Origin of the sequence: Alistipes communis (assembly GCF_006542665.1) — a bacterium.
Taxonomy (GTDB): Bacteria; Bacteroidota; Bacteroidia; order Bacteroidales; family Rikenellaceae; genus Alistipes; species Alistipes communis.
This window is the reverse complement of record NZ_AP019735.1, coordinates 443422-456569: the sequence shown is the minus strand read 5'-3', so window position 1 is coordinate 456569 and position 13148 is coordinate 443422. Positions and strand designations below refer to the sequence as shown.

At 40.1% G+C, this 13148-nt stretch carries 11 protein-coding genes and 1 pseudogene; 11 read left to right on the top strand and 1 reads right to left on the bottom strand.

From position 1 onward, the window contains the following. Positions 1-585, bottom strand: a complete 585-nt coding sequence (locus FMF02_RS02035) for a metallophosphoesterase (RefSeq protein WP_141412037.1) — start codon at positions 583-585, stop codon at positions 1-3. A gap of 1709 nt (positions 586-2294) precedes the next feature. On the opposite strand from FMF02_RS02035, the gene FMF02_RS02030 reads away from it, so the two are divergent. The 11 genes and pseudogenes from FMF02_RS02030 to relB all read left to right on the top strand — a co-directional run bounded on the left by FMF02_RS02030 (position 2295) and on the right by relB (position 13124). Beyond that, entirely contained in the window at positions 2295-2570 is a 276-nt protein-coding gene (locus FMF02_RS02030) for a hypothetical protein (RefSeq protein ID WP_021862420.1), read from the top strand. 490 nt (positions 2571-3060) lie between these two features. Next, a complete protein-coding gene (locus FMF02_RS02025) occupies positions 3061-3648 on the top strand; it encodes a metallophosphoesterase (RefSeq protein ID WP_021862421.1) in 588 nt (195 codons plus the stop codon). Continuing rightward, entirely contained in the window at positions 3645-4412 is a 768-nt protein-coding gene (locus FMF02_RS02020; RefSeq protein ID WP_024987109.1) for a metallophosphoesterase, read from the top strand. The genes FMF02_RS02025 and FMF02_RS02020 overlap by 4 nt, the downstream gene beginning before the upstream one ends. 13 nt (positions 4413-4425) lie before the next feature. Next, positions 4426-5739: a hypothetical protein gene (locus tag FMF02_RS02015; protein ID WP_141412036.1), complete on the top strand. Its 1314-nt coding sequence runs from the start codon at positions 4426-4428 to the stop codon at positions 5737-5739. A 199-nt stretch (positions 5740-5938) separates the two neighbouring features. Then, complete coding sequence (locus tag FMF02_RS02010; protein ID WP_021646388.1) at positions 5939-6259, top strand: helix-turn-helix domain-containing protein; 321 nt, start codon at positions 5939-5941, stop codon at positions 6257-6259. Positions 6260-6262: 3 nt separating this feature from the next. Then, positions 6263-7525 (top strand): type II toxin-antitoxin system HipA family toxin, encoded by a 1263-nt coding sequence (locus tag FMF02_RS02005; RefSeq protein ID WP_141412035.1) that lies wholly within the window; start codon positions 6263-6265, stop codon positions 7523-7525. A 76-nt stretch (positions 7526-7601) separates the two neighbouring features. Beyond that, complete coding sequence (locus FMF02_RS02000) at positions 7602-11198, top strand: ATP-dependent DNA helicase (RefSeq protein WP_141412034.1); 3597 nt, start codon at positions 7602-7604, stop codon at positions 11196-11198. Then, on the top strand, positions 11195-11419 hold the full coding sequence (locus FMF02_RS01995) for a hypothetical protein (RefSeq protein ID WP_118433757.1): 225 nt from the start codon (positions 11195-11197) through the stop codon (positions 11417-11419). Before FMF02_RS02000 ends, FMF02_RS01995 begins: the two co-directional genes overlap by 4 nt. Beyond that, positions 11377-11640: pseudogene (locus FMF02_RS01990) on the top strand (ATP-binding protein); the annotation flags it as partial. The gene FMF02_RS01995 and the pseudogene FMF02_RS01990, both read left to right, overlap by 43 nt. Before the next feature lie 27 nt (positions 11641-11667). Then, positions 11668-12729: a DUF2971 domain-containing protein gene (locus FMF02_RS01985; RefSeq protein ID WP_032591964.1), complete on the top strand. Its 1062-nt coding sequence runs from the start codon at positions 11668-11670 to the stop codon at positions 12727-12729. 113 nt (positions 12730-12842) lie between these two features. Continuing rightward, a complete protein-coding gene (relB, locus tag FMF02_RS01980; RefSeq protein WP_032577722.1) occupies positions 12843-13124 on the top strand; it encodes a type II toxin-antitoxin system RelB family anti-toxin in 282 nt (93 codons plus the stop codon). The last annotated feature ends 24 nt before the right edge of the window (positions 13125-13148 follow it).

The window sequence follows — 13148 nt, the reverse complement described above, 5'->3', positions numbered from 1 at the left end:
TTACTGTTTTTTATTCGATTGTTCAATCTGCTTTTGGATTATCCTTTTTACCTGCGCGAATGAGACCGGAGTAAAGTCATTATTATCCACTCCCACATCATATTGCGTCGGAAAGAGCATATCCAGTCGTGAAGCGTCTTTTCCCGTGTTATATTTGCTCGTATGCACGTGCCCGAACAGTTGCCACGTATTCCCGTAAGCACCTCCATAACAGAGGAGCGGACAGTGGTTCAGGTAGATTTTCTGCTTATCGACCTCTATGTGCATTTGCATGCTTGTCAATTCAAACCTGCTGGTGTATCCTTGCCTGATATTTTTTAGATCATGATTACCGAGAATGAGATAGATTTTTCCATTCAGTCTGTTAAGAATCTTGGTCCATTCATGAGATCCTCCCAGGCAAAAATCCCCTAGATGAAACACGATATCATCTTGACTAACTACCCGGTTCCAATTTTCGATCAGTGTTTCATTCATATCTTCTACATTCTTGAATGGCCTCTTGCAAAAGCCAATGATATTCAAATGATAAAAGTGCGTGTCCGATGTAAAATACACCTTGCTTCCGTCAAATTTGTAATTCATTTTGCTCTCTTTTGTGTACATCGCTGTGCGGTTAATTAAAATTGATTGTTCTTGCGCTCATTGGACGGAAATGACGGGAGAGGAATTGCACGGAGCAAACAGTCACCAATGGGCATAAAACAAAATAGTTGGAAAGTTCGGTAAGGACTCTCCAACTATTCTGCTGTTTATTCTAAGATCAAGATGCGAGCATCTATCGCATCTTATCCCCTATATGTGTTCGCTGGAAAGTATTTATGAAATTTGCAGACGTTTCAATGCTCCAAACATGAAGAACATACGACCGAACTCCGAAACATTTGTTGCCTCGAATTGTCGTTTGGGATAATATGTCTATTCTATTTTGCAGCATTGTAAATTTTCAAAAGTGGCGCAAATGTACAGAATAATTTCGCAATACTCCAAATATTTTTTATTGAATTCTTTAAATTACCCTATAAAAATCGCTGTGAGACTTAAGAGGATGTTCAATATGCTATGATTCGAATACTTGCGAATAATGGTTGGGAATATTTATCAAATGTATTATATGAAATCTCATTGGTGATGATTTCTGCTGTTATATTCAAATATGTCAATCGCTTGATTATCAGAATCTATTTTGGCTGAAAAACAATTCAGTTCTATTCGAATATTATCTGTAACTTGGATAAGTTTAAGAGGTACTGATAAAATTTGCCTATTTTACCTCCGTTAAATTGTATGAGGGACAGAATTTGTCCCTTGTATCCGTTTCGGGAACAAACGGGGGACAAAATCAGGAAAAATTGATGCAATGCTTTATTATTCCTGTGTGTTTAATGTGTTGATTATCAATATTATCGAAATTGGATCGTTTCTTCTTTTACTTCCTATTGCACGTTGTGTAACATATTGATAATCAATTAATTGTACGTGGTTATTTGCCGATGCAGCATATTATATTGGCTGATTATCAGTAGTTTACAGCTTAAAAGATAGACCGCTCAAAAATTTACTTGTTTTTTCGTCAAAAATCGAAGATTTAACACTTTTCTTCGTTGCCAATCTCAAAACAGAGGGAAAATGGGGAAAATTACCCTCTTTTGCCCCGAAACCTCCGGTTCGCAAAGATAAGGCATATCGGGGATAAATTCGCCGATTCGGGCTGCAAAATGAAAGACGGATTCACGGATTTTTGGATTGCCTTTTGTGGCTTGGCAAGGAGTGAATCTTGTTTTGCTTTGAGTTGTATTTTGCTCAATCTACACACTTAGGTTACTCATATTTTGCAGCCAAAAGAGAAAGTCTGTAGGTCTGGTTCGGCTTGGTCTTGGCGAAGCCATTTCTTTTTCTCCCTTTGTTAGCTTTACTTTAATGCACGTATATATGAATACGGAGATAAAGTAAAGTTGGTTTCGGTGATTTATGCTGTGATTCGCTTGAAAAAATGTCGTATAATGGGAGTGATTCGTTGGAAAAGGTGTAACGAATCCGATTTATTCGCTTGAAAAAGTGTAGAGCTGTTATATTGTGCTTGTCTGAGCCTTCATAATTTACAACTCAAAATCTCTGTAAATTATACCTTATCTGATATAATATCGAATATTTGTACCAACTTTATACCCGGAAAGGTATAAAGAGATTCTGCGTCATCAAACTGAATAACATTCAAAGGTATAATTCTATGGATATATTAAGTCTCACCAAAGTAACATCATCGTTCATCCTAACTTTAATAGAAAGAGACGATGGACAAAAGAAACAAATTTTGGAGACGCCAACAAATGGCTCGTGTGTTTAAGGCTCGCATGATTCTTTATGCCGCTTATGGTCATTGCATCATTCGTGAGGATGGAAGCTATTATGAGCATCCCCGTTGGTTTGAATTGGCAAAAGAGAAATGGGCACAAGTTTACAAAACAACAGGTACTCCGTGTAGCTGTTGGATGTGCAGGGGATTCGAATATGACCGCAAGGAGTATAAGAAAGAGACTCGGCGGATTATTCGGGAATCAATGGAGTGAGCTAAATGATAAGGAACTGAATCTGTGTATTAATTGCATAGGTTCAGTTTTTATTATGCGGCATATAGGCAAAAGGTTACGTGGATTTTCTCAGAAAGCGATGTGTGATATGGAATTTATTTGCTAATTTTGCGCTGAGTTTGAAACGATATAAAAACTAACAATGCAAAGAAATAGAATGAACATATTATCGAAGGTCACAATTTGGGGTAACAAACGCCCTGAATCTGTATTGTGTGTTCATGTCTTTGGCATTGAACCTTGTATTATAAATACTTTCCAACGAAGAACATAGCATGGTGTAGTTTATTCTACCCCTGATTGAAAATATAAACTGAATAGTTGGAGAGTCTTTACCGAACTTTCCAACTATTTTGTTTTTATACCCATTTGTGACAGTTATCTTACGATGCTTTTCTGTCATTTCCGTCTGATGGGTGATTGACAAACAGATTATTAACGTGCAGTGATGCACATAAATTGAGAAGAAATGAATTATAAATTTGATGGCAGTAAAGTATTTTTTACATCTGATACCCACTTTTATCACGGAAATATCATTCGTTTCTGCAACAGACCTTTTGAGGATGTGGAAATGATGAATGAAACGATTATCTCCAATTGGAATAATACAGTTGGCTTGGATGATACTGTTTTTCACTTGGGTGATTTCTGTCTGGGCGGTTCAGCTGAATGGACTAAAATTCTTGATAGATTGAATGGCAAGATATATCTGATTCTCGGCAACCATGATTTAAAGAACTTGAGGCAGGGGTATGTCGATAGGTTTGAGCATGTGACCATGCAGATGCATATAGAAGTGGATAAACAGAAGATATATTTGAATCACTATCCGTTTCTGTGCTTTGATGGCGGCTATAAAGATGTATGGCAACTGTTCGGCCATGTGCATACGAGGAAGAATAACACTGGAATTGATGCAGCCCGGCTTCAGTATCTCTATCCTACACAATATGACGTAGGTGTTGATAACAACAACTTTATGCCGGTTTCATTTGCACAGATGAAGATAATTATTGAAAAACAAGTTGAACAATTAAAAATGAAAGAGCAATGAAGATACAATACATGAGCGATTTACATCTGGAGTTCAGGGAGAACAGCAGATATTTAAAGCATAATGAATTACCTGTTACCGGTGACGTGCTGGTTTTGGCTGGAGATATATTCTATCTTAGGGATAGGATAGCTCCTATGATGAAATTCTGGAAATGGGCTTCGGATAATTACAGGCAGGTTCTGATTGTTCCCGGCAATCACGAATACTATAATTATTCGGACGTGATGGAACGAGGGCTGCAATGGAAGTGGATGTTCCGTGAGAATGTAGGGTTCTATCAGAATCAGGTAATCCGTATCGATGATACCGATTTTGTCCTGAGTACGCTATGGTCACGGATTAACCCGAATGACGAGTATTTCGTGTGGAAAGGTATGAATGACTTTCGCCAAATCAAATTTGACGGAAAATTGCTACAGGTAGAGGAATTCAATCGGATGCATGAGACCTGTATTGATTTTATCCGGAAAAGTGTCGAAGAGAGCACGGCTGGTCATATTGTGGTGGTTACTCATCATTTGCCTACTTTGGAGGTGATTGATCCACAGCACAAGAACTCCGTACTGAATAGTGCATTTGCTAGCGAATATGGTGATTGGATTGCCAACAGTCGGATAGATATTTGGATTTATGGACATTCACATACCAATATAGACACAGAGATTGGTAGTACAAAAGTAATCTGTAATCAGATGGGATATATTTTTGCGAATGAGCACATTGTGAATGGGTTTGATCCGAAAAAGCATGTTGAAATTTAATGAGCATTAAGCAATGGATGAAAGAATAATAGATAGAAAACTCTTTATTGATTTGGCAAATGAGGTTGGCTTGAACGCTTCGCATATAGAAGCAATGGGTGAAATGCGTCATTGTGAAATCACAGTTAGCGGCAATATGCTGGAACGTCTAGTTGAAATTCAGCATCAGTTCGAGCGATTTGCCGTAATGGGAGATGATGAGTACCGTGGCTTCTACATTGAGGTGCCACGCCCCACTTCTGAGGAATGGGGTGATGTCGAGGAACTGATTGCTTCGGGAGAGTATCAAAGCAAAGATGCGTTCCTTGCGGACTGGCTCGCATTCAATCCAACGGAAACGCAGTGGTTTCATATCGCCTCTTATAGATACGAAGAGTTCCGGTCGATTCGCATTACAGACCGAAAACATACGCATTTCGTCATAACGAATCGCTCCTCTTGTGCCGAAGGAGAATCAGATAACGGATGGTATCAGGATTCCCTTGCCCGACTTTTCTGCTATTTGCAGAGGCTGGTTGATGTTATTGTTGCAAATCCTGATGGGTTCAACGACTATGTGGCGCACAATCTGCCGTGCCAGCAACGGATTGGGCGGATTGCACGAAAGGAACTCAATAGGATAGCTCCGAGCTTTAAGATTAATGTGGAAGATCGGGAAACAGCGATAAAGGCTTTGGAGGATTCTGCGAAGGAACATTCCGCACTTCATCTGAAGACTATGACCATTCGGCAATATTGCACATATTATCGTATCGCTAACGAGGCTTATGAGGCATACTACCGGAAGCGAAGTATTGGAAATCGTCTCTACGAAGAACAACCGAATATCCCGGAAGAACTGCGAGATGTAGTCTATTACAAACGAGTGAAATTCGTAGATGTAGATAAACTCTATGACATTGACAGCCCGGAGGATTTTATACGGTTTGCAACAGACCACTATGGCGAGTTGGGGTTTTCGCGCTTGAACATCATTGCATCGAAGGTGCCACAGCAGGGTTGGATGATAGTTGTTTCTAATAGCTACTCGGCAAATGTCGAGCTGGCCATTGAGGTTGCCACTGCTCTATATAAGGTCGGAGTGCCATTATTGATTCGTGATGCCGAGAAACTTTTGAGGATTCTGCGCGAAGAAGATTATGTGCGGTTAATTCCTAATACGTACCATAACTATATGGATTATCAGGAAGAAGGTACTGTTTACGAACTGCCGTGGGAATACGAATGCTCAGACGATAGTGAATCGGATTTGACTTTGGAGCAATACAATGCGATTGTTTCTCTTGCGGAATGGCAGGATGAAGAATTGGTGAAACCCATCGAGTGATGCTTAAATTGAAGAAGCTGGCTTTTATCTTGACTATAATCATAGATAAAGGTAGAAGTCTGCTTCTTTGAAATCTCTATTTTGGTAGCAAAATCAGTATTTAATAGTCGTATCTTTTGAATTTGTGATTTTTGCGTCCGCAATATATCATTAAATAGGTAAAAAGTAATATCTTTGCATATTATATGATAAGTTGATTATGGCTAAAAATACAATGGGAACCAAGTTGCCCCGAAAGTTGGAGCAGAAAATGTCAGTTGTGGGAGAGCAGATTAAACTGGCTCGCTTGCGCAGGAATTTGAGCGTAGCTCAGGTGGCAGAACGTGCCACCTGTTCTCCGTTGACTGTGTCCCGAATAGAGAAAGGTGCGCCGACTGTGGCAATCGGAATTTATTTGCGAGTGCTCTATGCTCTGCAACTGGACGATGATATTCTGTGGCTAGCCAAAGAAGATAAATTGGGAAAAGCCTTGCAGGATTTGAGTTTGAAGACAAGGGAACGTGCCTCAAAAAAGGAGTAAACGATGAAGATGTTATATGTTTATGCCGATTTTGACTGGCTCAACGAGACAGAACTCGTTGGCGAGTTAGGCTATGAATCTCTTCGTGGCTCGGACAGCTATTGCTTTACCTTCAGCGATGAATGGCTGAAGAAACACGGAGATTTATTTCTGAGTGATGACCTCAATAATTATCCGGGACAGCAATATACGCAACCGGAGAAAGATATATTCGGATGTTTCTCGGATGCTTTGCCGGATCGTTGGGGACGAACGCTGTTGTTGCGACGTGAGCAGATTGCTGCGATGGAAGAGGGGCGACCGGTACGGAGACTATCTTCTTTCGATTTTTTGACTAGTATCGATGACTTTTCCCGAATGGGTGCTTTCCGTTTCAAGGAGTTAAAAGACGGAGGATTTATAAATGTAAGTGAGTTGTTGAAAATCCCACCTCTGGCGGATATAAGGGAGTTGATTGCGGCCAGTGCGGAAATTGAGAAAAGTGAAGAGGGGAATGTCCTGCCTGACAGGAAATGGGTTGCCCAACTCGTGCAGCCCGGTTCTTCATTGGGAGGTGCAAGACCTAAAGCCAGTGTGATAGACACGGATAAAACGCTTTATATAGCCAAGTTCCCTTCTCGCAAGGATGATTATGATGCCGGACTTTGGGAGCATTTCAGTCACCTTCTTGCTGCAAAAGCCGGTATAAATGCCGCAAAGACCAAAGTGCTGGCAACCGGAAAGAAATATCACACGTTGCTTTCTCAACGCTTCGACAGAACCCAAGAGGGGAAACGGATTCACTTTGCTTCTGCAATGACTTTATTGGGACTCAATGACGGTGACAATGCAACTACAGGGCATGGTTATCTGGATATAGTCGATTTCATAATCCAGAACTGCACGAATGTGGAAGAGAATCTGCAGGAACTCTATCGCCGTGTGGCTTTCAATATCTGCATTGGTAATAGCGATGATCATTTCCGTAATCATGGTTTTCTTTTGACTGCAAAAGGTTGGACGCTTTCTCCTGCATATGACATGAACCCTACTTTGAATGAGTATCAGAGTCTGCTTGTCTCATCAACCTCCAATAAGGCAGAACTGGGTATTTTGCTGGATGCTTGCGAAGACTATATGCTAAACCGTACAACAGCAGAAAAGATTGTTGTTGAGGTAACTGAAGCTATAAAAGGATGGCGAGAATTGGCAACACGATTGGGGATTTCCAAGAGAGAGATGGATATGTTTGCCGGAGTGTTGGATGAGCGATGTAAGATGGAGTAGTTTCAGTTAGATGAGTTTATAATTGTAATAATGATTTTGTATAACAATAATTTAACATTGTAAAAAGATTAAAAAAATGAAACATATATCTGTTCGAGTACCTTGGCACGACAATGGTTGGAATTCGCATGTATGTGCAAATCCTCGTTGTAATACATTCTGTAAACAACTACCTAATATTGTCAACTCAAAAGTAGATTGTGAGCAGTTGTCGTGTGGAATCGACTGGTCTAAATTAACTACAAAAGAACGTCCTGCTTGTGCTGGAGAGAATGGGGGATTCATGAATTACAAGGCTTATGAGCGTGAATTTATTCACATATATGCTTGGAATTCAGACAATCCACATTCTAAGTTATTACCTACAAAAGTAATGATACCAGCTTATTCAGCTCTTGGAATACCATTCCGTTACTTGAATATGGATGCACAGAAAGACCTTAGCAAGGAGCATCCTGAATTTCGCCCTGCCGAAAGTGCACCTTTCGGTTCGGCTTGGGTTTATAATCCTGAGCGATTGTATGATGTGCTTAAATGGTTCAGCTCAGAGATAACCGAGGAATCGATATGCGTCTTTTATTGTAAGAAAGGCAATCCGATTGACGATGAAGGTTTACGAATGATTGTGGGAATGGGGGATATAGTAAAAAATTGTGGTGTTCAAGACTACGAAACAACTGCCGATTATACATATCCCTTATGGGAGATAATGTTCTCTCATTCCATTCGCCCAGACCTGAAAGAATCTCGCGGCTTCATTCTCCCCTATAAAGAATATCTGGAGTTGGATGAGAATATATTCCAAGGGAAGGGTCTGTCAAAGATACAGGCTCTTGATGAGATCAAATTATCGCTGGATAAATTTGACAGTAGCGGAAAGATATTTGATGAACTATCATATGGTTGTGATTTTATAAGCAATCATTCAATGCTATTGATTCTTGAAGCTGCTCGGCGTTCGTTGGAGGCAGTAATTCGACATGGCTTGGCTGGCTCAATCGAGGGATGGCAATGTCAACTCAGGTGGATTGATGCCCGTATTGAGCATGTCAAGAAACAAATCACTCCCTTCCCTTCATTCGCTTCAGCACTTAAAGCGCTGGGAATAGATTATGGCAATCTGATTGAAAGCGACCTGCGAAAAAAAGGATGTGGACCGAAAGACAATCCCTGGGGGCATTTTGAAAAGTTGCTAAATAAGGAAATCAAAGTTGATAGTGCTGTTTACAACTCGTCTCTTCCTACGTATCGAATAAGTTGGGAGGGCCAAACAAGTAATGTACGTGAGCGTCTTATCACTTTATCCAGATTTGAACTTGAATCCGATGTTATTGAGCATTTTATAGATGATGTAGAGTCTGATATACTAAGCAATCCATACCTCATTAGCGAATGGTGCGCTCGGAATTTTATAGAGAAAGTTTCAACGCGTACAATTGATCTTGGAGCCTTCCCCGACCCAACAATTCAGGGTGATAATGTTCCAGTGCCTCCGTTCGCAGCGGAGTCCATTTTGGATACTCGACGCCTTAGATCATTAGTCGTTGAAAGGCTTTATTCCGTTCTAACAGATGGTGATACCCTTGTGTCAATAAAAGAGATGGAGGACTATCTGCGCGACATAATGACGGAAGAAGACAAAGCTCGCCTCCCGAAAAACATACTTCTCACACATCGCCAGTTTTTTGAAGTATCCTTCGATTATGTTCCTGATGAGAACCCTACTGCTATCCAACTCAAGGAATATTATCAAATGGAGGAGTTTCTTCGGAAAGTGCTACGAGAAAGAGCAAAGAGAGATGTTAAGAAGCCTACCGGTGAGGACTGGCTATCCCTCGCTATGTCAGACAAGAATTATGATCCTACAAACGAGCGCAGTCAACAGGCTACTGAACAGCAGGCCAAAGCTCTTGAAATGATGGACAAAAAGCGCCTTTCAGTTCTCACGGGAGGCGCAGGTACCGGTAAGACTACCGTAGTGAGATCCTTTCTCTGTTCTGACAAGATAAAAGCAGAAGGCGTTCTGCTGCTGGCTCCCACTGGAAAGGCGAGAGTAAGGCTCAGTAATATGGCCGAAAATGTGAGTTCAAAAACCGTAGCTCAGTTTCTTGCCAGTCTCGGCGCCTTCGATTTTGAAAACATGAAACCGCGTCTAACTGAAGACTCGCGCAAATACTCACGTGCTAAGAATATAATCATTGATGAATGTTCGATGCTAACTACCGACACGTTTCATGCGCTTATTATGTCGCTTGACCTGAAGTTCATAAACCGAATAATACTTATCGGAGACCCCTATCAGCTACCTCCGATAGGTCCGGGCAGGGCTTTCTCGGATTTATGCCATTATCTTAATTGTGATGACGCGGACGCCAATCTGAAATCTGCCATTACCTATCTCCGCACCGTTGTGCGCACAATAGCCAGTGGAGATTCAGATGTCTTGACTTTGGCCTCTTGGTTCAGTGGAAACAAACCGGAGAAATTTGCCGATGAAATATTTTGGAAAATCGAAAGCAAGAATCTCAAAGGCGATCTTTCAGTTTATTACTGGAACGATGAAAAGGATCTGCCTCAAATCCTTAGGGATGCAATTTGCAAGGAACTCGCTTGTTCCGATGTCGAACTGCCAGAATCCTTGAAGCAAAAAATAGGTATTGACGACTTAAAATCGCTTGAGTCAGATCCGGCAGCGCTCGAAAATCTTCAGATTCTTGCTCCAGTAATAAATCTCGCATGGGGTACATATCAACTGAATTCCTATCTTCAGTCATGGGTTGGAAATAATATCAATCGCAAAGGGGATTATCAGGAAATCGGAACCCAGAAGATATATAAGAATGATAAAGTCATTCAACTTCAAAATATATTACGAGAATCCTATCCATCAAAAGAAAAATATCCTCTCTCCAATGGCCAGATAGGCTTTGTTAAGTCTATAAATAAAGGACATATCAATGTTATGTATGTTGGCATACCTCATGAAACCTTCGGCTTCAGGGGAGATAAAGGGGAAGACCAGGATGCTGCTATTGAGCTTGCATACGCTATTACAATCCATAAAAGCCAGGGCAGCGATTTTGATACGGTTTTTGTGGTATTGCCCAAAACCGGCCGCATTTTAAGTCGTGAGTTGATATATACAGCTCTTACCAGAGCAAAGAAGCGTGTAGTCCTGCTTGTTCAAGATTCTATTGGTTGGTTGAGAGAATTTACTAAACCACAAGCCTCAGTGCTCGCACGACGAAATACCAATCTATTTGACTATTCCGTTCGAGCCGAACGTCTTAATATTCCTTATGTTGAGGGCCTGATTCATGGAACAGCCAAGAAAGGTCTGTTTGTGCGTAGCAAGTCAGAAGTTGTAATTGTAAACCAATTGGTAAATGCTGGGGTGGAATTTGAGTACGAGCAACTACTGGAAGAAAATGGCCACCGATGCATTCCCGACTTTTCCTTTGAAACCCCATGGGGTGATAGAATCATCTGGGAACATCTGGGAATGCTTGTCGTTCCGGAATACAAGGCTTCATGGGAGCGTAAACTAAAATTCTACGAGGAAATAGGTTATACCCTCGGAGAAAATCTTTTCACGACTTGCGATCATGAAAATGGTGCAATAATGACCGAAGAGGTGGAAGACGTCATCAGAAAAATCAAGGAGCAGTTATGAATCAGGAGGAGGAATTATATTTCAAGGTACTCAGTAAACAAGGTCGGGAGGCTTGGACAATCTTCAAGAATCCTATGTATCGTGGAGCATTGGAAATCGCCCAGAATCTTTATAAAGACAAAGCACATTTTGTGTATGAGTTACTTCATAATGCCGATAACCAAGGCGCTACCCATGTCTCAATGAGGACAAGAAGCCGGAACAAGTTGAATTTGATGTGATGGCAGAATCGCTCGATAAAAAGTATCTGCTGGTTGACGAATGCAAATGGACAACCCAAGAGAATGGCAAACAACTGACAGGCGAACTTCTCCGTAAAGCTAATTTGTTACTATTTATCAAGAACTACACCATCGTTCCGGTGCTGTTTCTTAAGAGTGCTCTGAAAGATGATGCTGGGAATGCAATGTTGCCAGAAGATGTTATTGAGTTAATGAAATAAAAGGATATAACAATTCACGACTTAAAGATGCTAGATTTTAGAAAACAATTTCAGGAAATTATAGAGCAATCCTATATTCCGTTCAATATAGATAAAGCTGCAACTTCAGATGTATGGAGTAATATTTACAAATTGATACTTCCTAATATTCCAGAAAAACTTTTTAGATATCGTAAAATAGACGATAAAGGTTATACTATTGAATCATTAAAATCCGGAACTATTTCATTATGCCATGCAGGAATGTTTCCGGATAAGTATGATTCATATTTATATATAGATCAAGACAAAATTCGCGAAGATTTAAAAAAGGCATTAAAGGATGCATTGCGCATAACATTGTCGCATATAACCCAGAAATCCTCTGATATAAGGGCAGAAAAGGCAACGCAAATATGTTACTACAGAGAGTGTGGATATACGGATGAACAAATTATAGATAAAATATTGACAGATGAATATATGGATTTTTGTAACAACATTGGGTCTGCGATAAAAAAGCAAGAGTCGCGTTTTAGAAATCCGAGAAATAGTGCAAAAATAGCATGTTTTACAGAAAGTGTACAGTCAAAATATATGTGGGATAGATATGCTGATGGGTATAAGGGATTTGCATTAGAATACGATCTTAGAAAATGTATTTTTAAATATAACTCATTGGGAATGGATGTAAATCTCTTTCCTGTGATTTATACTGAATTAAGACCTGACGTTACATTGGATGAGGGAAATATTCATACTTACGAGTATTTTAAGCAAGTTGGAGATAAAAATTGGTTGAACTTTTTGTCTTCCATGATATCAGTCAATCAATTATATTGGTATCGATCTTATCTTTATAAGGACCAAAAAGAATACGAACATGAACATGAATGGAGAATGCTGTATTATAACTTAGAGGATGAGAATAATTATGCATCAATTCCAGATGTCGGATGTTTGAATGCAATTTATTATGGTCCAGATATAATCCCAAAGGATAAGGATGAATTACATCTGATTGCAGTTGAAAAAGGACTGAAAGAGTATGATGTTGCTCTTGATGCTGGTAGCCGTAGATATGATTTAAGGATAACAGCAATTAAATAGGAATATTCTTTGCTCAAAAAAAAATCAATCAACAACCTGAAAGTTGTGTCATCTCGATTATTTATACTACCTTTGCCTACAGAGTAAGGCAAAGGTATTTTTTGATGTATACAATGGCTGAAAAACAGATAGACACGGTTTTAGGATTGGTTGAAGGAACGGAGGAGAATAAAGACGAAAAGTGGATGTGTCATTCGCAAGCTATCGCTGCAACTATGTCAAACCGAATGGAGGAACTTGGTATGACACAACGAGCGTTGGCCGAGAAGATGAATTGCACTCAGCAATATGTCTCCAAGGTGCTGAAAGGTCGCGAGAATCTGTCATTAGAAACCTTGTGCAAGATAGAAAATGCATTAGGCATCAGAATACTGCAAGCCGGAATAGATAAGTAATAACACCATAACAGGGCGCAAGAA